Raw genomic sequence first — 24535 nt, forward strand, 5'->3', positions numbered from 1 at the left:
CCGCGCAGCATATCAAGAGCCGGTCGACAGCAGGCGCATTGGCGTGGGATTTGCGAGAATCAAACGCATGAGCACTACGCCCCCGGCCAGCATGGAACACGCGCAGAAGGCGCCGATGTCAGATCTGCTGATCTGCGAGCACTGCGACACGGTCTACCGTCGCCGGCCGCTGGCGCGCGGCGAGGTGGCGCGCTGCGCACGCTGCAACGCCGTGCTGGAGCGCCATCAGCGCATCGGCCTGGATGCGATGCTGGCCTTGGTCGCGACGGTGATGGTGGTGTTCGTGCTGGCGAACGCGTGGCCGATCATGACGCTAGGGCTCGGCGGCGAACAAATCCACGCCCGCCTGTGGGGCGTTATCATCATGATGTGGAAGCAGCACTCGCAGGTGGTTGCTGTGCTGGCGGCGGCCACGCTGTTCTTCTTTCCACTATGCAAGATGTTTGCGTTGGGCTGGTTGCTGATCTTCGGGCGCAGCGGGCGGCGCGCCCCCGGCTTTGTCTCGGTGATGGTCGTCCTTCACTACATCGGGCCATGGACGATGAGCGAGGTATTCGTGCTTGGAGTACTGGTGTCGATCGTCAAGGCACAGATGTATTTCGACGTGATGCCCAATATCGGTGCGTTTGCCTATGCGGCGCTGGCGCTGCTGATCACCGTCTTTTCAAGCATCGACCTGCGCCAGCTGTGGGACGAGATCCCGGCGGAGCCCTCGCCATGAGCGCGCTGCCCCGGGCGCATGAGCTGGGCTTGATCGGTTGCCATGTCTGCGGCCTGGTCTGCCGCGACAACCAGGTGGAGGACCCGGCCTGCCCACGCTGCGGCAGTGCCTTGCACCGGCGCAAACCCCAAAGCTGCGCGCGCACCTGGGCGCTGTTGATCGCCGCCTTCCTGTTCTACATCCCGGCCAATGTGCTGCCGATCATGCGTACGGCCAGCTTGGGCGACGTGGATGACAACACCATTCTCAGCGGTGTGGTCGAGCTGTGGGTGAAGGGTTCGCCGGACCTGGCCATCATCGTGTTCACCGCCAGCATCATGGTGCCGATGATGAAGTTCCTGGTGATGACTACGCTGCTGTTGAGCGCACACCGGGGTAGCAACTGGGCGCGCCGGCAGCGGGCCATGCTGTACCGGCTGGTGGAATTCATCGGTTACTGGTCCATGCTGGACGTGTTCGTGGTGGCGCTGCTGACCGCGCTGGTGCAATTCGGCTTCTTCAGCGAGGTGGCGCCTTTGCCCGGAGTGGTGTACTTCGGCCTTACCGTGATACTTACCATGCTGGCTTCACAGAGTTTCGACCCCCGCCTGATATGGGATTGCCAGGACGAAGATGACTGATCAGAACACCCCCAACGCGGGCGGCAATCTGCCCGAGCCGGTAGTCAAGCGCCGTCGCGTCAACGCGTCCTGGATCTGGCTGGTCCCCGCGGTGGCGGCGCTGATCGGCCTGTCGCTGGTGATCAACGCGTGGCGGGAACAAGGCCCCACCATCGCCCTCAGCTTCCAGACCGCCCAGGGCCTGGAATCGGGCAAGACGGTGGTCAAATACAAGGACGTGGTGATCGGCAAGGTCACCGGCATTCGCCTGAGCCAGGATCACAGCAAGGTGATCGTGAAGGTGTCGCTGGACAAGAGCGCGGCCGATATCGCGGTATCCGACTCGCGTTTCTGGGTGGTGCGTCCGCGCATCGGGCTGGGTGGCGTATCGGGCATCGATACCCTGCTGTCCGGCTCCTTCATCGGGGTGGACGTGGGCAAGTCCGAGCAGCCGCAAAACGATTTCGTCGGCCTGGAGACCCCGCCTTCGGTGCTGCACGACTCGCGCGGCAGGAGCTATACCCTGCATGCCGGCGACCTGGGTTCGCTGGATATCGGCTCGCCGGTCTATTACCGCCGTCTGCAGGTGGGGCGCGTGGCTTCCTACAAGCTGGACAACGACGGCAAGGGCGTCACGCTGCAGATTTTCGTGGACAGCCCGTACGATCAGTTCGTGACCACGGAAGGGCGCTTCTGGAATGCCAGCGGCGTGGACGTATCGATCGGCGCCGAAGGCCTCAAGCTCAATACGCAATCGCTGGCCACGGTGCTGGCCGGGGGCGTGGCCTTCAATGATGCGCCCGGGCCGCATCCCAACGAAAAGCCGGCCGATGAGAACGCCAGGTTCACGCTGTTCGACAGCGAAAGCAACGCCATGGCGCCGCCGAACGGCGAACCGCATTACATCGTGATGCGCTTCGACCAGCCGGTGCGCGGCCTGGCGGTGGACTCGCCGGTGGAATTCCGTGGCATCAACTTCGGTCACGTCGTCTCCATCCGCATGGACTACGACGAGAAGACCAACCGTTTCCCGATCTATGTGGGCGCGCTGATCTATCCGGAGCGCCTGGGAAGGGCGCACTCCAAGCTGCAGGCCATCGCCAAGTCCAGGGGGGGCGAAGACGTGGAGCAGGTGGTGGCCGGCATGGTCCAGCAGGGCCTGCGCGCGCAGGCCAAGGTCGGCAACCTGCTTAGCGGCCAGTTGTTCATCTCGCTGGACATTGTGCCGAATGCGCCCAAGGTGCCGTACAACCCCGACGCGCGCCCGCTGGAAATTCCCACCATCCCCGGCAGCTTCGACAAACTGCAGGAGCAGATGGCCGAGATCGTCGACAAGATCAACAAGATTCCGTTCGATGCGATCGGCAACAACCTCAACCACACGCTGGCCGACCTGGACGGCACCCTCAAGCAGATCAACGGCAGCGTGCTGCCCGAGGTCCATGAAACGCTCAAGGGCGCCAACCAGACGCTGGGTACGGCAAACAACGCGCTCGCGTCTGATTCGCCGTTGCAGCAGAACCTCGCCGGCACGTTGCAGGAACTGCAGCGCATGGCCCGCTCGCTGCGCGCGCTCACCGATTACCTGAACACCCAGCCCAGCTCATTGATCCGTGGACGCGGGAGGGATGCAGCGCCGACGGACACCGGTCCGTCCAGCGCCCCGACGCAGCAAGGGAGCAAGCCATGATTCGTATGCGACACCTGATGGCGATAGGCGGCGCGGCAGCGCTCGCGGCTTGCGCGTCGGCACCCGTGCATTACTACACCCTGGTTCCGGCGCCTGAAACGCCAGCAGAAACCGCTTCGACGCCACCGAACTTTCAGTTCGAGCTGATGCCGGTCGGCGTTCCGGCCCAGGATGACGTACCGCAACTGGTTGTGCGCGAAGGCGGCCAGGCCGTGACCTTGCTCAATGGCGAACGCTGGGCTGCTCCTCTGGCGGACGAAGTGCGTGGCGCCTTGGCGGTCGAGCTTGCGCAACGCACCCACGCGCAGGACATTAGCGGCGCCGCTCCCACCCATGGCAAGCCGGTGTTGCGCATCAAGGTCGACCTGCGCCGTTTCGACTCCGCGCCCGGCAGCTACGCGCTGATCGACGCCACCTGGACGATCCGCGAACTCAGCAGCCAGGCCGTGCTCACCTGCAGCAGCCGCGTGAGCGAAAGCGCAGGACCGGGCTACGCCGCTTTGGTGGCCGGGCATCAACAGGCGCTGGCGACACTGGCCGGGCAGATTGCCGGCGTCGCGCCGGCCATGGCGGACGGGCGTGTGCCGGAGTGCCCGCGCGGATGAGGATGTAGGCTGGGATGACAATCCCAGCATCGCGCGTACTGCTGCATGGCAATGCTGGGTTTTGCAACCCAGCCTACGATTGTCATCCCAGCCTACGCGTTTCCTGCCACAGGGAGAGGAAGCGCGGTGGCCATTTCTGCTAGTCTGCCGGGTTCAACGCGGTGCCCGGATTTGCTTTCCGGTGCGCCCGCAACGGATAACGGCACCGGATCATGCAGGACAATCAGACCGAAGGTTCTCCCAACGACTACAGCCCGCAGGTGGTGGAAGCCGCCGCCCAGCAGTATTGGACCGCGCAGCGCGCGTACGAGGTGAAGGAGGATCCCTCCCGCCCGAAGTTCTATTGCCTGGCCATGCTGCCGTACCCCTCCGGGGCGCTGCACATGGGGCATGTGCGCAACTACACCATCGGCGACGTGATCAGCCGCTACCAGCGCATGAACGGCAGGAACGTGTTGCAGCCGATGGGCTGGGACGCGTTCGGCCTGCCGGCCGAGAACGCCGCGATCAAGAACGCCACCGCGCCGGCCAAGTGGACGTACAAGAACATCGACCACATGCGCGAGCAGCTCAAGTCGCTGGGTTACGCCATCGACTGGACCCGCGAGTTCGCCACCTGCCGGCCGGAGTACTACCGCTGGGAACAGCTGATGTTCACCCGGCTAATGCGCAAGGGCCTGGCCTACCGCAAGAATGCGGTGGTGAACTGGGACCCGGTCGACCAGACCGTGCTGGCCAACGAACAGGTGATCGACGGCTGCGGCTGGCGCTCCGGTGTGCCGGTGGAAAAGCGCGAGATTCCGCAGTGGTTCCTGAAGATCACCGATTACGCGCAAGAGCTGCTGGACGGCCTGGACCGGTTGCCCGGCTGGCCGGATGCGGTGAAGACCATGCAGCGCAACTGGATCGGGCGCAGCGAGGGCGTGGACATCCATTTCGCAGTGGAAGGCGAGGTGGAGCCGCTCACCGTGTTCACTACGCGCCCGGATACCTTGCTGGGCGTCACCTTCGTTTCGATCGCCGGCGAACATCCGCTGGCGCAGAAAGCTGCGGCAAGCAACCCGCAGCTGGCCGCGTTCCTGGAGGAGCTGCGCCACGGCGGTGTATCCGAGGCTGAGCTCGAAACGCAGGAAAAGCGCGGCATGCCCACCGGCCTCAACGCGCTCCATCCGGTCACCGGCGACAAAGTGCCGGTATGGGTGGCCAACTTCGTGCTGATGGGCTACGGCACCGGCGCGGTGATGGCGGTGCCCGGTCACGATGAGCGCGACTTCGAATTCGCGCACAAGTACCAGCTGCCGATCAAGCAGGTGATCGCGGTGGGCGGCGACGATGCCGCCTACGATGCGCAGCATTGGAAAGAGTGGTACGCCGACAAGACGCGCTCGGACATGCGCGTGGTCAACTCGGGCGATCTCGACGGCAGGAACTACCGCGAGGCATTCGATTTCATCGCCGGCAAGCTGGAGACGGCCGGCAAGGGGCATCGCCGCGTCAACTGGCGCCTGCGCGACTGGGGCGTGAGCCGCCAGCGCTATTGGGGTTGCCCGATTCCGGTGATCTATTGCGCGAAATGCGGCGCCTTGCCGGTGCCGGAAGACCAGCTGCCGGTGGTTCTGCCCGAAGATGTGGCCTTCTCGGGCGTGCAATCGCCGATCAAGGCCGACCTTCAGTGGCGCAAGACCAGCTGCCCGCATTGCGGCGGCCCGGCCGAACGCGAAACCGACACCTTCGATACCTTCATGGAATCGAGCTGGTACTACGCGCGCTACACCAGTCCCGGCGCGAATGGCCTGGTGGACGAACGCGCCAACTATTGGCTGCCGGTCGACCAGTACATCGGCGGTATCGAGCACGCGATCCTGCACCTGCTGTACTTCCGCTTCTATCACAAGCTGATGCGCGACGCGGGGCTGGTGCAGTCGGACGAACCGGCCACCAACCTGCTGTGCCAGGGCATGGTGATCGCCGAAACCTTCTACCGTGACAACCCGAACGGCTCGAAGGATTGGATCAACCCGGCCGACGTGGAAATCCAGCGCGACGAAAAGGCGCGCGTGGTCGGCGCGGTGCTGAAGGCCGACGGCAAGCCGGTGCTGATCGGCGGCACCGAGAAGATGTCCAAGTCCAAGAACAACGGTGTCGATCCGCAGGCGATGGTGGAGAAATTCGGCGCCGACACCGTGCGCCTGTTCTCCATGTTCGCCGCGCCGCCGGAACAGTCGCTGGAGTGGAGCGAAGCCGGCGTGGAAGGCATGGCGCGCTTCCTGCGCCGCTTCTGGCGTGAAGTGATCACGCACGTCGGCCAGCCGGATCACCCGCAAGCCGATCCGTCCCAGCTGGATGCGGGGCAGAAGACGTTGCGCCGCCAGTTGCATGAAACGATCCAGAAGGTGAGCGACGACTTCGGCCGCCGGCATGCGTTCAACACCGCGATTGCAGCGCTGATGGAACTGCTCAACGCGCTCGGCAAGTTCACCGACCAGAGTGAGCAGGGCCGCGCCGTGCGTCACGAAGCGCTGGAAACCATGGTGCTGCTGCTCAATCCGGTGGTGCCGCACGTGAGCCACGCGCTATGGCAGGCCCTGGGCCACCGCCAGGCCGTGCTGGACGACCAGCCCTGGCCGAAGGCGGACCCGGCCGCCCTGGTGCGCGACACGCTCACCCTGGCCGTTCAGGTGAACGGCAAGCTGCGCGGCACGATCGAAGTGTCCGCCAGCGCCCCCAAGGAGGAAGCCGAAGCGCTGGCGCGCGCACATCCCCATGTGGCAGCCTTCCTGGAAGGGCAGGCGGTGCGCAAGGTGATCGTGGTGCCCGGCAAGATCGTCAACATCGTCGCAGGATGAGTTCATGAACCACCCTCTGCTGAAACTGATTGCGCTGCTGCCGATGCTCGCCCTGGCGGCTTGCGGCTTCCATCTGCGTGGCAGCGCCGCCATGCCGCAAGGCATGCAGCGCGTGCATCTCTCGGTCAGCGGTAGCGGTGATTTCCAGCGCAAACTGGCGCGCGCCTTGCTCGCTTCCAATGTCACGCTGGAAGACCAGTCTGGTCCTGATATTGCCGAGCTGCGAGTACCGGCGCAGACCTTCAATGTGCAATCGCTCACCATCAACGGTGCCGCGCAGGTGACGGAATTTGCCGTGCGTTTCCACGCGGCGTTCACTGCGGTGGCTCCGGACGGCAAGGTCATCGTGCCGGAACAGAGCATCGACCTGCAGCGTGAATTCAGCTACGACGCCAGCCAGCCGGTGGGTACGCAATCGCAGATGGAGCAGATCGAGGGCAGCCTGATCGACGATGCCATCCAATCCATGCTGTTCCGCCTGCAGGCCGTAGCCCGCAACGGTGAGGCCGCAGCGGCGAAGGCCGTCGGCCCCATGCCGGCCAATGCCAGCAGCACCCAGCAGCCGCCGCAGTCCATGTCGGCGCCGGTCGGCAACTGAGGCCTTAGAGCCGGGCCCAAGACCATGCCGCTCAATCACGTCCAGTGGCAGAAGGCGCTGGCTGCGGATCGCCTCAGCCCGGTCTATCTGCTGGCCGGGGAAGAATTGCTGGTGCTGGAAGCCGCCGATGCCTTGCGTGCGCAAGCGCGCAAGCTTGGCTACAGCGAGCGCCAGGTCCTGGACGTAGGCGCGCATTTCGACTGGGATGAACTGGCGCGCGCGGCGGCTGGCATGTCGCTGTTCGCTTCACGTCGCCTGCTCGATTTGCGCCTGCCCACCGGGCGGCCGGGCGTGGAAGGCGCCAAGGCGATCACAGAGTTCTGCGCCAATCCGCCGCCGGACGTGAGCTTGCTAATCACAGCGGTGGAATGGAGCAACAAACACGAAGGCGCATGGACCAAACAGGTCGACAGCGCCGGTTGCCTGGTGGTCTTCAACGCACCGCGCCCGAATGAATGGCAAGCCTGGATCGGCGCCCGCCTCGCCTCGCGTGGGCTGGCCGCCACGTCGGATGCCGCGGCCCTGCTGGCCGAACGCGTGGAGGGCAACCTGCTTGCCGCCGCGCAGGAAATCGACAAGCTGGCGGTCCTGCATGGGCAGGGCAAGATCGATGCGGCCGAGATGGAAAATCTGGTGGCCGATAGCGCCCGTTATGACGCTTTCAAGCTCACCGATGCCGCGCTGGGCGGTGACGGCGCGCGCGCATTGCGCATCCTCGAAGGCCTGCGCGCGGAAGGCGACGAGCTGATCGCGCTGATGGGCTGGCTGGTGAATCAATTGCAGCTGGCGTTGCGCCTGGCCAATGCGCAGGACTTCGCCGCGCAGGTGCGGACGGAACGTTTGTGGCCTGCGCGCGAGCAGTTGTTCCGCAAGGCATTGCGCCGTGCGCCACGCGAGCATTGGATGCAATGCCTGGCCCGCGCGGCGCGCATCGACCGCATCGCCAAGGGCCGTGAAGCCGGCGATGCCTGGCTGGAAACGCAGCGCCTGATTGCCGCGATCGCGGAGCCGCGCGCGGCGCAGGCGTTGATCTAAGCGAGAAGAACCATGAGACCGCTGGCCCTCTTTGGCGGCACCTTCGACCCGATTCACATCGGTCACCTCAGCGTGGCCTGGGAAGCTTCGGAACTGCTCGACGCCGAAGTGCGCCTGCTGCCCGCCAACGTACCGCCGCATCGGCCGTCGCCGACGGCCACCGCAGTACAGCGTGTGGAGATGCTGCGTGCGGCCCTGCGCGGTCAATCGCGCCTTACGCTCGATACGCGCGAATTGGAACGCAATGGCCCGTCCTATACCTTCGATACGCTGGCAGAGTTGCGCCGCGAAGTCGGCGAGCGGCCGCTGGTGCTGCTACTGGGCGCGGATGCCTTCGCGGGTTTGCGCAGCTGGCATCGCTGGCGTGAGCTGTTCGATGTCGCGCATATCGGCGTGATCAACCGCCCTGGTATCGACGCGTGCATGCCGGCGGAAGTGGAGCGCGCAGTTGCGGCACGGCGTACGGATGATCCCGGCGTAATTCGTTCGCAGCCGGCGGGGAAGGTGATCGAGCTGGTGGTGACGCCGCTGGAGGTTTCCGCTACGCGCATTCGCGAGTTGTTGGCGGCGGGGCGTGATCCGCGCTATTTGCTGCCGGCGGGTCTGTTTGACGATCCTATGTTGTTGGCACCGTATCGCACAGCATAGATTGGGGGCGAGCCCCCAACACCCCACTGTTTTTGAGCCTATGCTGAGCCTGCTCACCCGCGCTGATGCCGCACCTTAAACAATTCGTGGTCGTTACATAGCCCCAGCTTACGGAAGGCCGAATGCTTCTGCGCGCTGATGGTGGTGACTGATCGGGAAAATTTTTTTGGCGATGGCCGTGATGGACATGCTATCGAGCATGCAGCGCAGCACCTCATGTTCCCCTGCGGAAAGCTTGAAGGCGTCCGACCACTCGTCGCCGAGATCCTTGCCGAGCTCGTTACTCCAATGAACGGGGTTGATAGGGCAGGTAGGGTCGGTCAGGTTTCGGCTGAAGTAGGTCCGGCCCGCGGCGACCGCTCGGTACGGTTCGGACCCGTGGTACCAAGCCAGCCAGGCCTGCCTGGTGAAGGAAACCCAGGCGTTTGAGCAAGCCTTGGCCGAGCATGACAAGCTTTCGATGGCCCACTTTGCGCATCGCGTGCAGGGCGTGGCGTTCGTGCTGGGTGCGCATTGTGCGGCTGAGCTGGCCAATCGCCCGGAGTAGGCGGCAAGAGGTAACCTGCTTTGGGAGCCGGAAGCGATACAGGACACGCTTGCCGCCTTAAAGAAAGCGATCGCCAGTCACATTGAAGAATCACAACAGGCAGACGGCACAAGGTCAGCGGGCTGGCTGTCGAAAAGCTTCTCGGTTCCGGTGTTTATGCTGTCCAAGCCAAGCTGGCTCAGAGTTTGAGACGCCCTCATGTTTTCATGCTTGCATCTTCACCGGTTTGGCCGTCTCGCCGGGTAGGGATGTTAGTGACTTATGGGACGGGCTGTTTGAGGTACTCGGTACCGTCTTTGCGGAATCTTGCACCTTCTTGCAGTTCGTCGACTACGACACATCGCAGTAGGTACTTGCGGCGCTAGCATCGTTCTGGGTTAATACCTCACAGGGAAGATCAGGGGAATTGCATGGATGACTGCCTCTCTCAATGTGTCCGGCGCGGTGATGCCCCGGATGCTGCCAGCCGGCAAGCCGTTGAGCAGGTTCATGCTGCAAGCTATATCGCTGCTCAAAAGCTTAGCGTGCAGATTCGACGCGCTGATCCGGCGCGCCAAGGTCAAAAGCAGTCTCAATCACATCTCTTCGGTGCTGACATGAGCGACAGTCGCAATATCAGCGGCGATCTGAGGCCATGTGCCTATGAATTGGGCACTCAACAGCTGTTGAGTCTCTGAGCGTTCAATCGTTTGGTACAAGCCCTCGACATCTAAAACGGCACGAACTGACACAGGTGTCTCGTCGCTTAGGCATCACGGAGAAAATAGAAAAGGGAATATGACGATGAAAAACGCTATTGCAGGGGAAAGGGGAATGAGTCGTATCAGTGCTTCTGTGCTGAAGCTGTGCATCTTTTTGTGTGTCGTTTCTTGCGCGTCCGTGCAAGCTCAAACGATTACACCACCGTACCCATCTACCAACTACCCTAGCCGCGCGGTGGCGTTTCATGCCTGCGAGGCAAATATGCAATCTGCCGTCGAATATTTTACTGGCACCAACCGCCCCTTTCCGCCTCCGGACTACGTCATTAGAACGTATTGTGAGGAAAGAATCGATCCCTTAGAAAATCCCAATCTTGTGGATGTAAGCCCCGCGGTTGTCATCGTGGCGCCTGGTAATCCGCCCTATTCGCAAACCAGTTACGTATCGATGCGGGTGTTTGATGTTTCATACTTGCTTCCCTGTTCAGTGGCCAATCCACCAGCGTCATGTGGCAAATACAATCCACCTAAAAATTTGGGCTGTAGTTGCACGCAAGGCGCCAATAAGCCCATGGATGGCGACCCGGTTAATCTGATAACCGGAAACACCTATGCAGAGCAAGACGATTTCACGCAGGGCGACCTTGCACTGACTCGCTATTACAACAGCGACCCTAATGTACGCGGCGGCCATAATGGGGTGCAGTGGCTGACGAACTATGACAGGAGTCTTTCGTTTAACTCGTCGGGAATCGATGCCCTCAGCGGTCGTCCAAGCTCGCCGACCAAGGTGACGGTGCAACGCCAGAACGGTCAGGAGTTGACATTCAACAAGGCCAATGGGGTTTGGCAAGGCGATGCGGATGTCAGCAACGTTTTAACGGAGACGGACGACGGCAGCGGCTACGTGCTGTCCTGGACCTTGTTCGTCTCGGCCACGCGACAGTACGAAACCTATTCGCCAATGGGTTCACTGCTCTCGGTTAGCGATGGCGCGCACACCCTTCTTACGCTGACGTACACCGATGGCACCACGCAACAATCTTCGACAGGTACAGTACTGCCGGGTGGTTTGCTGCGGAAAGTCACCGACGCCAGAGGTCGGAGCTTGACCTTCGGTTACGACAGCCAGTTGAACCTGGTATCCGTGACCGAGCCCGATGGCGGCGTGTTGGGCTATGGCTACGACACGTCCGGTAACTTGATCGGCGTCACCTATCCGGATGGCAAGCAGCGCCAGTACCTCTATGACGAGTCCGCGTATAGCGCGGCGGGTAGCAACCAAGGCAAACTCACCGGCACCATCGACGAGAGCAGTACCCGCTATAACACCTTTGGCTACCAGGCCGACGGTCGCGCCATCTCCACCCAGCAAGGCAATGGCGCCGGTCTGCTTACGATCAGCTACGCCAGCAGCGGTACGGCCTCCACCGTCACCTATCCGCTCGGCCAGCAAGCCACGGCCACATTCATTGCGCCACAAGGCACGGCCGTCATCAGCAATATGAGTGCCCGTTGCGGTGCGCAATGCGATCAGCAGTACCAATCGCAGACGCTGGACGCCAATGGGTACCCGGCGGTTGCCACCGACTTCAACGGCAACGTGACCAAGACCAGCTATGACGTCCATGGCTTGCTCAATCAGCAAATCGACGCATCGGGTACGACCAGTCAGCGCACCACCAACACCACCTGGAATACCACCTTGCGTGTGCCGCTGACGCGCACGGTCCTGGATGCCAACGGCAACACGGTGAGCAACAGCCAGTGGGTCTACAACAGCGGTGGTCAAACACTGGTGCGCTGCGAGATCGATCCCAGCAACAGCGCCGCTACCGGCTATACCTGCAGTAACACCGGCACCGTCCCCGCCGGCGTGCGCCGCTGGACCACTACCTACTGCGCCGCGGTCGATACGACGCAGTGCCCGATCGTGGGCTTGATGCTCACGGCCACCGGCCCGCGCACCGACACCACCCAGACCACCACCTACAGCTATTACCTGACCAGCAGCGCGACCAGCTGCGGTACCCCAGGCGCCGCCTGCTACCAGGCCGGCGACCTGCACACCATCACCGACCCCGCTGGCCACGTCACCACCATTGCCTCCTACGACGCCGATGGCCGCGTCACCCGCCTGACCGATGCCAACGGCCTCAACACGGATACGACCTACACCCCGCGCGGTTGGGTCGCCTCGCGCAACGTCGGTGGAGCCACCAGCAAGTTCACCTACACGGCTTACGGCGCAGTGCAAACAGTCACCGATCCCGATGGCGTCACCACCACCTACGGCTACGACGCCGCGCACCGCCTGGTGAAGATCACCGATGCGCAAGGCAACTACCTCCAATACACCCTGGATAACGCCGGCAACAAAACCGCCGAGCAGGTCTATGACTCGACGGGCACGCTGCACAAGAGCCTGAGCCGTACTTTCAACCCCCTGGGTCAGCTCACTAAGGTCATGGACGGCCTCAGTCACACCGTGTTCGATGCCAGCGCCAGCAACAGCTACGACGCCAACGGCAACCTGGTGCAAAGCGCCGACGGCTTGGGTATCCAGCGCCAGCAGGGCTACGACGCCCTGAATCGCTTGGTTCAGACCCTCGACAACTACAACGGCACGAACTGACCGGGAGCCAGCCATGAAGCAAGGACAAGCAGTGAACGGCTCGGCCGGTGTGATTGCAATCACGAATACGGTACTAGGAAAGGCGACGGAGATAGGGGCGCGCATGATGATGATCAGGAAGCCGCTGGCCGGCCTTGCGCTTGGTATGGCGATGGCCATCGTTGCCGCACCGGTCGCGGCCCAGACCGCCAACACCAAGACCATCTACACCTATGACGCCCTGGACCGCCTGACTCAGGTCACCGATCCCAGCGGTCTCAACACGACTTACCAGTACGACGGCTTGTCGGACGAGACGAAACTCACCAGTCCCGATACCGGCATCACAGCCAAGACTTATGACGCGGCTGGCAACGTGCTGACCGCCCTCGACGCCAACGGCAACACGGTTACTTACACTTACGATGCCCAGGACCGTCGCCTAAGCGCCAGCTACGCCGACAGCACCCAGAACATCGCCTACACCTACGATGAGCCCGGCACAGTCACCGGCTGCACTACCTCGTACCCCATCGGCCATCTGACTCGTGTTGTCGAAAACGCCGTCACCACGGTGTTCTGCTACAACGCCCAGGGCTATGTGATCCAGAAGAGCCAAACGGTCAGCGGCCACACGGATGTGACGAGCTACTCGCGCAGCCCCGGCGGCAAGATCCTCAGCATCACGCATCCTAGCGGCAATCAAGTCAGCTATAGCTACGATGCCGACGGCCGCATCAGCAGCGTCACCGCCGCCACCTCAAGTGGCACGACCACTCTGGTCAGCAACGCGACCTATCTGCCGTTCGGGCCGATCAGCGGTTACACGCTGGGTAACGGCCAGGCGATCACACGCACGTACGACGCCAATTACCGGATGACCGATCTCGCCAGCCCGGCGTTTACCTTGCACGTCGCACGGGATGCGATGGGCGATATCACGGGCATCGGCAATAGTCCCGGAGCAAACCCTGCAACCGAGGCCTACAGCTATGACCCGCTGTACCGCCTCACGAGTATCACTGAGGCCAATGGCAGCACGCTGGAAAGTGTGACCTACAACCAAACAGGCGATCGTCTCAGCAAGACGGGCGGTGGCCTGGCTACGGGCACCTACAGCTATAACCCCAGCACGCACCAGCTGATCGCGACGGACAATGCGGCGCGAAGCGTGGATGCCAATGGCAATACGACCGCAATAAGCCAGGCCGGAAGCACGTACGGGTTTGGCTACAACGATCGTAACCGGATGGTTGTGACGCAGCTTAACCAGAGCACAGTTGCTGCATATACGTACAACGCACACGGTGAACGAGTTGCAAAGATTTCAAGTAACTCTACAGAGCGCTACAACTATGGCCCAGGCGGGCAGTTGCTAAGCGAATATGGTGCCACCAATCGAGAGTACGTTTATTTTGATGGTCTTCCGGTGGCCAACATTGATACCAACGGAACATTCACTTCCATTGCTTATGTTAGTGCAGACCACTCGGGCACTCCTCGAGTCGTGACAGATGGGCGCGGAACTACATTATGGACATGGCCCTATCAAGGAAATCAGTGGGGAGAGCTTCAGCCGACCAGCAATAGCTACACATACAACCTCCGATTTCCTGGTCAGTACTATGATGTCGAGAGTGGTCTTAGCTATAACCTACATCGAGACTACGATTCGGCTACCGGGAGATACATAGAGAGTGATCCAAAGGGATTGCAAGCGGGGGTAAGCACGTTCCTTTACGCCAGCGGAAATCCACTCACTTATGTTGATCCGTTGGGATTGCAGGACAACAACACCGTTGATGCCTATTGCGTACGATACGGTGCGGAAGCCTGCGCTGATGCGGTAGGTAATGGCCAAACGGCTGCTTCAGGTGGCTCGAAAGCCGCGGGTGCGATAGGTGGCGCAGCCCTCGGTGCTGCCGCTGCAGGACTCACCGGTGATTCCAAGCAGTGCCCCGATGATGATTGTGCAGCGCTGATTGCGCAGATCAATGCCCATGTGGCGCTGATGGAAGAGGTGTACGATGATATGCTAATAGATGAGCACGATTTGTATCACAAGGCATTCGATACAAAATTGCCCGGTGAGGCAGCGTACTGGGGAACATGGACAGGTCATGTTAATCGATACGAAGGACTTCGAAAGGGGTTGCAGGCAATGATCGCTAAAGCCGAAGCAAGGGGATGTACAGTACCTCCAAAGGCTTACCAGATGGCAAGTTCTCCTGCTCCAGCATGGCCGGTAAGTAGCTATGATTAATCTAACTGACCTTGAAAGAAAAATGCAGGCGATCGCAGATTGGCTTTCTTTGACTCTCAAGGAAATCTGCGTCCGTGCTGATTATGAAATTCAGGATGGCGGAAAATTTGTTTTATTTAGTGCATGCGGAACGAAAAATCCGGTTTATGACAAAGCGTTGCGCAATCTAATTTATGCGGAAATGACGAGGTGTTTTCAGGGGGTGGATGCAAAATGGATGCTAGTTTTCCTAGATGAAAAAAAGGATGTGATTGACGAAATCGACTCCATCATAGGTGTCGATTTTTAACTTGACATGGTAGACCTGATTTGACCCGGTTCTGTGCCTGCTCACCCGCGCTGATACCGCACCTTGAACAACTCGTGGCTGGTACATACACCCAGCTTGCGGAAAGCCGAATGCTTCTGCGCGCTGATGGTGGTGACCGACCGGGAAAATTTCGTGGCGATGGCCGTGACGGACATGCCATCGAGCAGGCAGCGCAGCACCTCATGCTCCCGCGCGGAAAGCTTGAAGGTGTCCAGCCATTCGTCGCGGAGGCCCTTGCCGGGCACGTCACTTCGATGGATGGGGGTGATGGGGCCAGCAGGCTCGATCAGGTGCCGTCTGAAATAGGTCCGACCCGCGGCCACCGCCCGGATGGCCAGGTTCAGTTCGGACTCGTGTTCCGTCTTACCAATGAAACCGTGGGCGCCGGCCCTCATCGCCAGGGCTATCGTAGGGGCGTTGCAGTGGGACGACACTACCAAGACCCGCACATGCGGATAATGCAGGTGCAAAGAGCGCAGCAACTTGGCGCCATCGGTCTCCGTCGCACCGAGGGCGTAGTCCGTAACGATGACGTCGGGTCGGTCGTCCTTTAACGCCTCGAAGAGTTGCCGAGGCGTGCAAAAGCTGCCTGCTATGTCCAATCCGTACTCATGCTTGAGCAGCAGCTCCATGGCATGGCGTACCAGCACGTGGTCTTCGAGCAACATCACGCGTAAGCGCGGCGACAGGGCATCGGACATGTCCTACTTCCTTTTCAGATTAGCCTGGCCTTCCTTTTTTCCCTCTCACGCTGCCCGCCTCTTTTACTTAGTCAAAGTGGCAGGCGATAGCGGCTTTCAACGCGGCGAGCGTGCGCTGTATTTCATCCAGCTGAAGTGGTGCATAGCCTCTTGCCGCGAGTTCCAGCCGATCCGCCAGCTCGGCGGCCCGATCCGCATGCAGCACCAGCGCCGCGCCCTTCGCGCGATGCGCAAAGTGCACCATGTTGGCGGTGTCCTGCCTTGCCAGGGCGCGCTCATACTCCTGGACGTCCGTGTCGATACAGGCTCGGCGCCGACAGGGCGGCAGGGGTTCCTCCGGCGCTTGGCCGGCGGGAGGCGGCAGGTCGAGCCACCGTGCGAGGGTGGCATACAGCGCCTCGGGGCGCAGGGGGTTGTGCAGGACACCATCCAGGCGGCCATCCAAAGCGCGACGCCAGCTCTCGCCTCCCTGCCCAACGATGGCGACGAGGGGAATATGGGCGCGTCTTGCAAGGTTGGCGACCGTAAAGCGCAGCACGGCTTGGTAAACGGCTGCGTCCGGCCCCTCCAACGCCATCAGGATCACGTCGGGCGCCTGCCAATCAATAGCGTTCAAGGCCGCCAGGCTGTCAGGCACGGGGAGCGGGTCCAGGCGAAGTGCCTTGAGTTCGGCGGTCAAAACGCTACGTGTTTCAGGATCATTCGCCACCACGAGGATGCGTGCCGGCGCCTGGGGGCACGCGTTGTACGACGCAGGGGGGTCTCTTACTCCCAAAGGCCTAAGCCGCTCCGCCTCGCGGTAGGCGTTGGATCGCTGCAATGCGGCGGGTTTCGTATTCGTCCTTATCAGGTTCATAGCAACTCCATGCTTCGTCGGAGGGGTCGACTTGGACTCCCTGCAAATCTACATCTATTAGATGTATATAAGTTAAATAAGGAGTAAACTACGTACCGGCCTAGTGTGTTACCGCCCATTGAGGTGACACATGCCCAGAAATATCGTCTACCGACCAGAGACTCAGTTCATTGCGGACCTTGTTTACAGGTCGCGCACAAGCCAAAGGCTGTCTCAAGGGGAAGTGGCCGAAAAACTCGGTAGGGCTCAGCAATTTGTGAGCAATGTGGAAACAGGTAAGACCGCCGTGCAGTTTGTGGCGCTGCTCGACTTGTTGCAGGCGCTGAATTATGACCCGCATCAGTTTTTAGAAGACTTGCAGGCGCGCATGAGTGATGCGCCCAGGCGCGCCAAAAAAAAGCGATGAATGTCGAGTCGTTCGCCAACCTATGATTCGCAAACTTGAGGCGCAATCGGAGGCGCAATCGGGGACATCCAAGAAACGGTCCCTAGCCAAATACCTTGTAACTTCGGGCCTGGCTGGCCGGATGTGGTTCTGACCCGGGCACCCTTGAGTTGGAGCTGGAAAGGCGCCTAAGGCTACTCGAGGGAAGGTCCGAAGGGGCCAAACGCACAAGAAAGGCTTGGGGGCAGGGCAGGGAGCGAATTGGAGGAAGAGCTGCGCTGCATGCTTGATGGTACGTCCATCACCGCCATCGCTAAAAAGTTCTCCAGGTCGGGTCACCACGATCAGCACTCAGTAGCATTCGGCCTTTCATAAGTTGGGTCCAAGTGCCAGCCACGAGCTGTTCAGTGTGCGATAGGTGTCGGCACACAGAGCATACCCACGTATCTACCTGCAGAGGGGCGCTGCCCCTTGCGGTCCGCCAGGGCCAGCCGCACCATCATCGGAAATGAGATAGGGGGATTCACGTATGCTTGCACCAGACCCGAGTTTGTTGGCTGCTCAACAAGCCGCGCACGCGGCTGTCCTTCAGGTGTACGTTGCTGTCGCTCAGGCCATGCTTACCCTGGGGGCCGTGGCTGTTGCTATATGGGTTCCCGCCTGGCAAGTCCGGCAGGCGGCTAGCAAGGAATCTCGATCGCGCTTCATAGAAGCCAGAGAACTGGCAAACGTTATCTTCCCGGCGGTCAATAGTTGGTCTGTGAGTATGGCCGTCCTTGCCCAGCGAGCGCGAACTCTCCATGTAGTAGAAGTGTTCGCAAAGCATGAATCTATTTATGAAGTGCCAAAGGTGATTCAGGAGCAAATTGGTCGGTTGCACATCCTTGGTGAGGCCGCGCTACCGCTTCAGGATGCGATTCACATGGCCAAGCGCAGTGATCTTATGTGGGACGAATACGACGACGCGGCGAAAGGCAACATCGAAGGTGGCCTTGGTGAGATGGCAATTCAAATTGCCCACGACAACACTTATCTGATGAAAGGGCTTCTGCTTGTTGCGAGCAGCAAACTGGAAGCCCTATTCAGAGATGCGCCAACGAATAGCAAACCGCCCAAAGCGGAATTACCGTGGGACTATAACAAAGAGGTCGAAGCATACGTTCGAAATGACAAGCTGGGCGAAGAGGATAGTCGAAGGGCGCGCGATGCAGCACATCGTGAGCGTACGTTCGGATGACCGTTGTGCTTGTCCCCATCGGGCAGTGAGGCGGGCGCGAAGGGAAGCATCGGTCCAAGGGCATGTTCCTTATCAGCGAAAGTGACCCCATTTTCGCTTTCGCAGATGGATGGTTGAACAGGTGAAGAGCCAATGACTTCCAGACTTGATCAAGCACGGCAACTCATGGAGTCAGCGGAACTTGAAGCCATGCCCGAACGAAAGTTGGCTGACATCAAAGAGGCCCTGGACTTGATTGCCGAGTACCTTGACGGTCGTTCGGAAAATAGCAGGGAGTACGACCTCGCCAACAACTTGCGGCGCACCCATATCCGTCGTCTCATCGAGCAGATTGTCTCCAACAAATCTCTTCGAGCCGACGACGCGTTCGGCCTTTGGTTCGACTACTTTCGGTTTTTCTTTTTTGAAGTGCGCGATGTCGTCGACTCAGCCCTGTCCGCTGATCCAGATCTTCAACGGCGCTACAAAGCGTTTGAGGATATCGGGGTGCCTCAGCTCTTGGAGGCGGCAAAACTTTGCGGACTCGTTCCGAGCGATGAGGGTCACAGCAAGTAGGCCGCTGGGGAGGGGCGCCATTTCGCCGTCCAGGGAGTGTGCGGGGGCAGAGGTGGTTAAACAAGATTAATTACCTCCGTTCCTGATGTTGCGCTAAGTCGAAAGCTATTCATTTTGCTTCATGCTCGAGCTATTAAGCTCGCGCTAGGTGTGTTCTTTGAAGCCGATTTGAACCCATCGAAAGACCTTGATGGCAATCCAAGAAAAAAGCCAAGTGAAGATGATAGGTAGTGCCATCATTACGACTCCAAACCACCAATGGAATTGAATTTGTTGCGTGTAGTCTCTCGTAAATTGCGCCTCGCATATCTCCCAAACTTGCGGACCTTCGTGGCATGCCCTTAGCAACGCAATGGCGGGGTCTCCCTGATGTATCCCAATTGAGTTACCCCAAAGGAAACCGATGGGAGACCATACCACTGAGGCCACTGCGCCGAGACGCATCCAGCCATTCAATTTCATGATTGCTTCCCCTGATTGCACGATGCCATAAATGCCTAAAGTTTCGCGATTCTAACGGCAACGCTAGTAAATTTTTCGGCAGACTGTTTTTCCTCCAGCGATATGTAGTCGAATGAAAATTTTCCGACCTTCTTGATTGTCAAAACTTGTTGAGAAATAATCCTCGTCCGCGAAAGTCAATGTATAAACCGAATGGGATGGGATGGTTGTGCCGTCGTTGTCAAAATTCATGTCGCAAATGAATGTTTTTTTCAAAAACGGCCAAATGCCGGCGCGATAAAAAACCTCCCAATACGAAATCATTATTGGGTTGGGCGAGAGGTTGCGAATACGTATTTTGTTTCCGATATTGATTGCTCCCGTAAAAACAGAGTCTATTTCGATACGAAAACGGTCGCGCCACAATTCCCAGCCTTTAACAAGGGCTAACACTGTAGACAGTAAAGCGCCCCACCACGCTGTAGCCGTGGCATTCGGTAGATGCGTGAACCAATTGGGTGTCATCGTGCGTCCCTTTGTCTTGCCCGACAGTTTGCCCCTGGAGTGTGCTGGGATGGACGTGGTTAAACAAGGTTAACTACCTCCGTCCCTGAGGTTGCACCCTTGGACTCATGACTTCGGCGTGGCGCTGTGCCTCGCGGCAGCGAGCACACGCGAGCCGCGAAGCAATGCGCAGCACTCGCAGCCAAAAATTGCGCACAGGGATGTGCGCCTGTCTGGGTCCCATAGGTCGCGAGCAGGTGGGCTGCGATCAGTCCGAAGGATGGCTCGCAGGGATGCGAGCCAGGTTTTCGCCGGCACACGGAAGTGCCGTCGAAAACCCCGCAGCCCACCTGCGGTCCCGTAGGACAGGATGTCCGTAGGGCGCGACCTCTGGGTTGCCCTTTCTCTTGGTTACTTCTCTTTGGGCACGCAAAGAGAAGTAACTCGGTCGCTCCGCGACCGAAAGCGCCGCAGGCAATGCAGCCGCATACGAAATGCAGCAATCGCGCGAGGACGAAAAACGGGGATGTTGGGGTTCACACTCCAACCCACGGATCACGCAAACGCCACAAACCGCAACGCCACCGAATTCATGCAATAGCGCAATCCGGTCGGCGGCGGGCCGTCATCGAACACATGTCCCAGGTGGCCGTCGCATCCCGCGCAGTTCACGGCGATACGTTCCATGCCGAAGCTGTTATCGCGGTTTTCAATCACGTTGCGCTTGGCGATCGGCTGCCAGAAGCTCGGCCAGCCCGTACCGGAATCGAATTGCGTATTGGCATTGAACAGTGCCGTGTCGCAACCGGCACAGCGATACATGCCCTTGTGGTTCGGCTTTTCGTGCGGACCGCTGAAGGCCATTTCCGTGCCGGTGCGGCGCAGTACGTTGAAGGCGGAATCGGACAGGCGCTGATGCCATTGCGCATCGGTCAGCACCAGCTTGCGCACATCGCAAACGCCGAGGTCGCGACCATCCTCCTCAGCGAAGCATTCGAGTTGCACTACCTGCAGCGGGGCGGTGGCGGCAGGTGTTGACGCCGCCATCGCACCGCCACCTTTACGGCCTACCAAGCGCGCAGCAGCCAAACCGCCCAGCGCCACCACGGCACCGCCACCAAACAGGGCGAACAGGAATCGCCGACGTTCCATCGTCTTGTCGTCGAATGCGTAGGTCATGCCAGTCTCCCGTGGATATTGCGCTGCGCTCAGCCGAACGTGAAGGCGTAAACGTGCACGCCCGCAGTGAGGAAAGTAATCTTGAAGGTGCGGGCACCGCTGCCATGCGCCTGGCGCACCAGTTGATATAGGCGCTGCCCGTCGATGACGCCGTTGCCATCGGCATCAATGTCTGCACCATGGTCATCACCCGGCGCCTTGCCATCGAGCGTGACGCGGAAGCGCACCGGTTTGCCGTCCTTGCCTGGTCCCAGAACCAAGTGCAGGTCGCGTCCACGGAAGCGGTAGATCACGCTGCCGTTACGCTGGTTGAGCATGGCGTCCTGGGCATAGACCGTCCAGGTGCCCTCCAGGCTCCATTGATTGGGTGCCAGCGCGCCTGGCGTGCGGTATTCGTAGCCATCGTCATGCGCAATGTAGCCACTGGCGAATCCCACGCTACGTGCGTAGCCCACGTAGGTTTCCGGTGATCGATGCACGTCGCCCGAGCCTTCCGCTTCCGCGCCGGATGCGCCGGGCTGCACATAACCTTCCGGCAAGTTCTTGTGGCCGGCTTCGCTCAGCAGGCGGCGGATCACATCCTCGCTGCCGGCGTAATCGCCTTCGCCGAAATGATGCGCGCGGATCTGTCCCTGCGCATCGATGAAGTAATGCGCCGGCCAGTATTCGTTGTTGAAGCCTTTCCAGATGGCATAGTCGTTGTCCATCGCCACCGGATAGGAGAGATGAAAATCATCGATCGCCTTGGCGACGTTGGCGGGATCTTTCTCGAACGCGAATTCCGGCGCATGCACACCGATGACCACCAGCCCGTAATCGCGGTACTTCTGCGCCCATGCATTCACGTACGGCAGCGAGCGGATGCAGTTGATGCAGGAATAGGTCCAGAAATCGACCAGTACCACTTTGCCGCGCAACGCTGCGGGCGTCAGCGGCGGGCTGTTGAACCATTGCGTGGCGCCGGACAGCGACGGCAGCATGCCTTCCACCGGCAAATTCCCGTCGGCTGCCGGCGCCGGCGAAGCCTGTACCGGGGCAGGGCGCACCGCATCGAGCAGCCGCTGCTCGATGCCGCTGGTGCTGGCCAGCGAAGCGCGGGTGAGCAAGCCGGTATCCACGCCCAGCGCGATTGCGGCCACACCAACCAGTACCAGCACACCCAAGGCGCGACGTAGCCATTCGCCGGCGCCCAATGAGCGCTTCATCAGGGCGAACACGCGGCCACCGACCAGCAGGGCCAGCGCAAGCGAGACGGCTGCACCGGCGGCGTAGGTCAGCAGTAGCAAGCTGGTCTGCACGCTCGCACCTTGCAACGCGGCGCCTGTCAGCAGCAGGCCAAGAATCGGGCCCGCGCAGGGCGCCCACAGCAGGCCGGTCGCCACCCCCAGGCCGGCGGCCGACCAGGGATCATCCTGCCTGGTGTCCGCTTTAGCGCTGAGCTGGTTGCCCAGCGCCACGAACGGGCGACTGATTGCATCGGCAAGCTGCGGCAGCAACAGGGTCAGGCCGAGTACCGCCAGCACGGCCAGCGCGATGTAGCGCCCATACTGATTGGCATGCACGGCCCAGCCGCCGCCCACCGCCGCCAGTGTGGCGACCAGCGCGAAGGTGACGGCCATGGCGATCAGCATCGGCAAGCCGTTGCGTGCGAACGGACGGTCCGCGCGCGCAAAGACGAACGGCAATACCGGCAGGATGCAGGGACTGAGAATGGTGACGATGCCGCCGAAGAAGGCGAGGGTCAGTAGAAGCATGTCCGGCTCGGTTGTCTGGGTCTGCCAGGGTATTCGCTGCCCGGGTGTATTAGTTACCTCCTTCGCGGCAAGTAACCAAGGCGTTACGGCGGACGAATGAAGCTTGGAAACCAAGCGATTGCAGGCCATGCCCGCCACCTCATCCTTGACCTTTGACGGCCCCTGGGTCCTACTACGCCAGCCTTCACCCAGGAGGCTGGATAGCGACAAGGCCGTGCCCACCGAAACCCCAAGTGCCAGCGAGCAGGCTGACCGGCAGCGGGCAGCGTGGATGGCCGCCGCGCAAGCAGGCGACCAGCGCGCCTATACGCGCGTGCTGAACGATTCGGTGGCCTTGATCCGCGCGGTGGCGAGAAGGCAGGGCGTGGCAGTGGATGCCTTGGATGACGTAGTGCAGGAAACCCTGCTTACCGTGCATCGCGTGCGGCATACCTACGATCCGTTGCGTTCCTATGATGCGTGGCTGTCTGCGATCGCTGCACGCCGCGCCATCGACGTGTTGCGCAGTCGCGGCCGCCGCGAACACCGCGAAGTGCACGATGAATTCGCCTTCGATACGCACTCCGACCGCGAGGACGCCAGCGCCGGTACCGAGCGCGCGCAGGAAGCATTGCGGTTGCGCAAGGCGATCGAAACCCTGCCCCCGGGGCAGCGCGAGGCGGTGGAACAGCTTGGCCTGAAGGAGCGTTCGCTGGCCGAAGCCGCGCAGCGCACCGGACGCAATACCGGGGCGTTGAAAGTCAATTTGCATCGCGCGCTGAAAACGCTGCGCGACCGCTTGCACGGAGAATCTTGAAGACGATGTCCGACTTGGCACGCCATGAAGCCCTGATCGACGCGCTCGGCGCGGAGCTGACGCCCGTGCGGCGTCTGCTACCGCCGTGGCGACGTGCGCTCGGCTGGCTACTGGTGGTGGTGATGGCCGCCGCGGTGTTGTTCATGCATTACGGTGCAGGCACCATGCTGCATCGTTGGGGGGCGGCTCCTGATCTTGGCGTGGCTGCCTGTGCGGCAGTGGTCACGGCGATCACCGCGGCGCTGGCCTCATTCGTGCTTGCCATCCCCGGGCGATCGCTGGTCTGGGCGTGGCTGCCCGTGCCCGCTGCGCTGGTTTGGATTGGCGCCAGCGGCCTGGGTTGCCTGCGAGCCCACATTCCGGGCATGGCGGTGATGGATTGGCACGGCGCCAACGATTGCCTGAAGTTCATCCTCGGCTTTTCCGTACCGCTTTCCGGCCTGATGATCTGGCTGCTGCGGCGCGCCTGTCCGCTGCGCCCGACCCTCACGGCCGTGATGGTCGGGCTGGCCAGCGCGTCGGCTTCCGCCTGCCTGCTGGAGATCTGCCACAACTTTGATGCCACCGCGTCGGACCTGTTGATGCATGCGCTGGCCGTGGCCATCGTGATCGGCGCGAATGCGTTGATGGGCGGGCGGTTGCTGTTGCGGGCCTGAGCGGGTCACTCCCGCCCCTGCCTGGCACCTGCTCCCTCCCCTACGTGTAGTAGGGGAGGGTTGGGGTGGGGTGAAGCAACCTCGCGGCGAACTCAGACACTGCGGCAAGCTCGTGCAACCCCGCCATAACTCTCTCCCGCAAGTACCTGATTAGCGCTATGTCTGAGCTGGCGTCTATCTGCTCCCTCCCCTACGTGTAGCTTGATTAGCGTCGAGTCTCAGTAGGGTTTCGAAGATCCCGCTCCGGCAAGGGGCGGGATCGGAGTAAGCCGGCAGCCAGGTCTGCGAGCATCG

At 60.9% G+C, this 24535-nt stretch carries 24 protein-coding genes; 18 read left to right on the forward strand and 6 right to left on the reverse strand.

What is annotated here, in order from left to right:
- Positions 1-67 precede the first annotated feature (67 nt).
- The 13 genes from EKH80_RS14625 to EKH80_RS14680 all read left to right on the forward strand — a co-directional run bounded on the left by EKH80_RS14625 (position 68) and on the right by EKH80_RS14680 (position 15156).
- Positions 68-721 (forward strand): paraquat-inducible protein A, encoded by a 654-nt coding sequence (locus EKH80_RS14625; RefSeq protein WP_230473698.1) that lies wholly within the window; start codon positions 68-70, stop codon positions 719-721.
- Positions 718-1341, forward strand: a complete 624-nt coding sequence (locus EKH80_RS14630; RefSeq protein ID WP_126685508.1) for a paraquat-inducible protein A — start codon at positions 718-720, stop codon at positions 1339-1341. Before EKH80_RS14625 ends, EKH80_RS14630 begins: the two co-directional genes overlap by 4 nt.
- Entirely contained in the window at positions 1334-3010 is a 1677-nt protein-coding gene (locus EKH80_RS14635) for a PqiB family protein (protein ID WP_126685509.1), read from the forward strand. Before EKH80_RS14630 ends, EKH80_RS14635 begins: the two co-directional genes overlap by 8 nt.
- Entirely contained in the window at positions 3007-3615 is a 609-nt protein-coding gene (locus tag EKH80_RS14640) for a PqiC family protein (protein ID WP_126685510.1), read from the forward strand. Before EKH80_RS14635 ends, EKH80_RS14640 begins: the two co-directional genes overlap by 4 nt.
- Positions 3616-3827: 212 nt before the next feature.
- The gene (gene leuS, locus EKH80_RS14645; protein ID WP_126685511.1) at positions 3828-6461 is read left to right on the forward strand and encodes a leucine--tRNA ligase; all 2634 of its coding nucleotides are present in this window, start codon (positions 3828-3830) and stop codon (positions 6459-6461) included.
- 4 nt (positions 6462-6465) lie between these two features.
- Positions 6466-7059 carry an LPS-assembly lipoprotein LptE gene (locus EKH80_RS14650; RefSeq protein ID WP_126685512.1) on the forward strand — a complete coding sequence of 198 codons (594 nt, stop codon included), beginning with the start codon at positions 6466-6468 and terminating at the stop codon, positions 7057-7059.
- A gap of 24 nt (positions 7060-7083) precedes the next feature.
- Complete coding sequence (holA, locus tag EKH80_RS14655; RefSeq protein WP_126685513.1) at positions 7084-8094, forward strand: DNA polymerase III subunit delta; 1011 nt, start codon at positions 7084-7086, stop codon at positions 8092-8094.
- A 12-nt stretch (positions 8095-8106) separates the two neighbouring features.
- On the forward strand, positions 8107-8742 hold the full coding sequence (nadD, locus tag EKH80_RS14660) for a nicotinate-nucleotide adenylyltransferase (protein ID WP_126685514.1): 636 nt from the start codon (positions 8107-8109) through the stop codon (positions 8740-8742).
- A 406-nt stretch (positions 8743-9148) separates the two neighbouring features.
- Positions 9149-9289, forward strand: a complete 141-nt coding sequence (locus EKH80_RS23845) for a hypothetical protein (RefSeq protein ID WP_158628844.1) — start codon at positions 9149-9151, stop codon at positions 9287-9289.
- A 414-nt stretch (positions 9290-9703) separates the two neighbouring features.
- Positions 9704-9889, forward strand: coding sequence for a hypothetical protein (locus tag EKH80_RS14665; RefSeq protein WP_126685515.1), 186 nt, complete (start codon positions 9704-9706; stop codon positions 9887-9889).
- A 672-nt stretch (positions 9890-10561) separates the two neighbouring features.
- Positions 10562-12625, forward strand: a complete 2064-nt coding sequence (locus tag EKH80_RS14670) for an RHS repeat protein (protein ID WP_158628845.1) — start codon at positions 10562-10564, stop codon at positions 12623-12625.
- A 13-nt stretch (positions 12626-12638) separates the two neighbouring features.
- On the forward strand, positions 12639-14867 hold the full coding sequence (locus EKH80_RS14675) for an RHS repeat-associated core domain-containing protein (RefSeq protein ID WP_126685517.1): 2229 nt from the start codon (positions 12639-12641) through the stop codon (positions 14865-14867).
- Complete coding sequence (locus tag EKH80_RS14680) at positions 14860-15156, forward strand: hypothetical protein (protein ID WP_126685518.1); 297 nt, start codon at positions 14860-14862, stop codon at positions 15154-15156. The genes EKH80_RS14675 and EKH80_RS14680 overlap by 8 nt, the downstream gene beginning before the upstream one ends.
- A 41-nt stretch (positions 15157-15197) precedes the next feature.
- Here the strand turns inward: EKH80_RS14680 and EKH80_RS14685 are convergent, their stop codons facing one another.
- Both EKH80_RS14685 and EKH80_RS14690 read right to left on the reverse strand, forming a co-directional pair.
- Positions 15198-15878, reverse strand: coding sequence for a response regulator transcription factor (locus EKH80_RS14685; RefSeq protein ID WP_126685519.1), 681 nt, complete (start codon positions 15876-15878; stop codon positions 15198-15200).
- 67 nt (positions 15879-15945) lie between these two features.
- A complete protein-coding gene (locus EKH80_RS14690) occupies positions 15946-16734 on the reverse strand; it encodes an Hpt domain-containing response regulator (protein WP_126685520.1) in 789 nt (262 codons plus the stop codon).
- 130 nt (positions 16735-16864) lie between these two features.
- Here EKH80_RS14690 and EKH80_RS14695 point away from each other — a divergent pair, with 130 nt between their 5' ends.
- From EKH80_RS14695 to EKH80_RS14705, 3 genes are all read left to right on the forward strand, one after another.
- The gene (locus tag EKH80_RS14695; protein WP_126685521.1) at positions 16865-17140 is read left to right on the forward strand and encodes a helix-turn-helix domain-containing protein; all 276 of its coding nucleotides are present in this window, start codon (positions 16865-16867) and stop codon (positions 17138-17140) included.
- 508 nt (positions 17141-17648) lie between these two features.
- Positions 17649-18356, forward strand: coding sequence for a hypothetical protein (locus tag EKH80_RS14700; RefSeq protein ID WP_126685522.1), 708 nt, complete (start codon positions 17649-17651; stop codon positions 18354-18356).
- A gap of 132 nt (positions 18357-18488) precedes the next feature.
- Positions 18489-18911 (forward strand): hypothetical protein, encoded by a 423-nt coding sequence (locus tag EKH80_RS14705; protein WP_126685523.1) that lies wholly within the window; start codon positions 18489-18491, stop codon positions 18909-18911.
- 144 nt (positions 18912-19055) lie between these two features.
- Here EKH80_RS14705 and EKH80_RS14710 read toward each other — a convergent pair whose 3' ends face one another.
- The 4 genes from EKH80_RS14710 to EKH80_RS14725 all read right to left on the reverse strand — a co-directional run bounded on the left by EKH80_RS14710 (position 19056) and on the right by EKH80_RS14725 (position 22789).
- Positions 19056-19373, reverse strand: a complete 318-nt coding sequence (locus EKH80_RS14710) for a hypothetical protein (RefSeq protein WP_126685524.1) — start codon at positions 19371-19373, stop codon at positions 19056-19058.
- 63 nt (positions 19374-19436) lie between these two features.
- On the reverse strand, positions 19437-19877 hold the full coding sequence (locus EKH80_RS14715; RefSeq protein WP_126685525.1) for a hypothetical protein: 441 nt from the start codon (positions 19875-19877) through the stop codon (positions 19437-19439).
- A gap of 534 nt (positions 19878-20411) precedes the next feature.
- Positions 20412-21035: a peptide-methionine (R)-S-oxide reductase MsrB gene (msrB, locus tag EKH80_RS14720; protein ID WP_230473699.1), complete on the reverse strand. Its 624-nt coding sequence runs from the start codon at positions 21033-21035 to the stop codon at positions 20412-20414.
- A gap of 29 nt (positions 21036-21064) precedes the next feature.
- Positions 21065-22789 carry a cytochrome c biogenesis protein DipZ gene (locus EKH80_RS14725; protein WP_126685526.1) on the reverse strand — a complete coding sequence of 575 codons (1725 nt, stop codon included), beginning with the start codon at positions 22787-22789 and terminating at the stop codon, positions 21065-21067.
- Positions 22790-22892: 103 nt separating this feature from the next.
- On the opposite strand from EKH80_RS14725, the gene EKH80_RS14730 reads away from it, so the two are divergent.
- Positions 22893-23585, forward strand: coding sequence for an RNA polymerase sigma factor (locus EKH80_RS14730; RefSeq protein WP_425481152.1), 693 nt, complete (start codon positions 22893-22895; stop codon positions 23583-23585).
- A gap of 5 nt (positions 23586-23590) precedes the next feature.
- Positions 23591-24241: an NrsF family protein gene (locus EKH80_RS14735; RefSeq protein WP_126685527.1), complete on the forward strand. Its 651-nt coding sequence runs from the start codon at positions 23591-23593 to the stop codon at positions 24239-24241.
- The last annotated feature ends 294 nt before the right edge of the window (positions 24242-24535 follow it).

This window comes from Dyella choica, assembly GCF_003977665.1.
Lineage (GTDB): Bacteria > Pseudomonadota > Gammaproteobacteria > Xanthomonadales > Rhodanobacteraceae > Dyella_B > Dyella_B choica.

Coding starts and splice junctions, on each gene's coding strand:
- EKH80_RS14625 (WP_230473698.1), top strand. CDS start 68: ATGAGCACTACGCCCCCGGCCAGCATGGAACACGCGCAGAAGGCGCCG.
- EKH80_RS14630 (WP_126685508.1), top strand. CDS start 718: ATGAGCGCGCTGCCCCGGGCGCATGAGCTGGGCTTGATCGGTTGCCAT.
- EKH80_RS14635 (WP_126685509.1), top strand. CDS start 1,334: ATGACTGATCAGAACACCCCCAACGCGGGCGGCAATCTGCCCGAGCCG.
- EKH80_RS14640 (WP_126685510.1), top strand. CDS start 3,007: ATGATTCGTATGCGACACCTGATGGCGATAGGCGGCGCGGCAGCGCTC.
- leuS (WP_126685511.1), top strand. CDS start 3,828: ATGCAGGACAATCAGACCGAAGGTTCTCCCAACGACTACAGCCCGCAG.
- EKH80_RS14650 (WP_126685512.1), top strand. CDS start 6,466: ATGAACCACCCTCTGCTGAAACTGATTGCGCTGCTGCCGATGCTCGCC.
- holA (WP_126685513.1), top strand. CDS start 7,084: ATGCCGCTCAATCACGTCCAGTGGCAGAAGGCGCTGGCTGCGGATCGC.
- nadD (WP_126685514.1), top strand. CDS start 8,107: ATGAGACCGCTGGCCCTCTTTGGCGGCACCTTCGACCCGATTCACATC.
- EKH80_RS14665 (WP_126685515.1), top strand. CDS start 9,704: ATGACTGCCTCTCTCAATGTGTCCGGCGCGGTGATGCCCCGGATGCTG.
- EKH80_RS14670 (WP_158628845.1), top strand. CDS start 10,562: ATGGATGGCGACCCGGTTAATCTGATAACCGGAAACACCTATGCAGAG.
- EKH80_RS14675 (WP_126685517.1), top strand. CDS start 12,639: ATGAAGCAAGGACAAGCAGTGAACGGCTCGGCCGGTGTGATTGCAATC.
- EKH80_RS14680 (WP_126685518.1), top strand. CDS start 14,860: ATGATTAATCTAACTGACCTTGAAAGAAAAATGCAGGCGATCGCAGAT.
- EKH80_RS14685 (WP_126685519.1), bottom strand. CDS start 15,878: ATGTCCGATGCCCTGTCGCCGCGCTTACGCGTGATGTTGCTCGAAGAC.
- EKH80_RS14690 (WP_126685520.1), bottom strand. CDS start 16,734: ATGAACCTGATAAGGACGAATACGAAACCCGCCGCATTGCAGCGATCC.
- EKH80_RS14695 (WP_126685521.1), top strand. CDS start 16,865: ATGCCCAGAAATATCGTCTACCGACCAGAGACTCAGTTCATTGCGGAC.
- EKH80_RS14700 (WP_126685522.1), top strand. CDS start 17,649: ATGCTTGCACCAGACCCGAGTTTGTTGGCTGCTCAACAAGCCGCGCAC.
- EKH80_RS14705 (WP_126685523.1), top strand. CDS start 18,489: ATGACTTCCAGACTTGATCAAGCACGGCAACTCATGGAGTCAGCGGAA.
- EKH80_RS14710 (WP_126685524.1), bottom strand. CDS start 19,373: ATGAAATTGAATGGCTGGATGCGTCTCGGCGCAGTGGCCTCAGTGGTA.
- EKH80_RS14715 (WP_126685525.1), bottom strand. CDS start 19,877: ATGACACCCAATTGGTTCACGCATCTACCGAATGCCACGGCTACAGCG.
- msrB (WP_230473699.1), bottom strand. CDS start 21,035: ATGACCTACGCATTCGACGACAAGACGATGGAACGTCGGCGATTCCTG.
- EKH80_RS14725 (WP_126685526.1), bottom strand. CDS start 22,789: ATGCTTCTACTGACCCTCGCCTTCTTCGGCGGCATCGTCACCATTCTC.
- EKH80_RS14735 (WP_126685527.1), top strand. CDS start 23,591: ATGTCCGACTTGGCACGCCATGAAGCCCTGATCGACGCGCTCGGCGCG.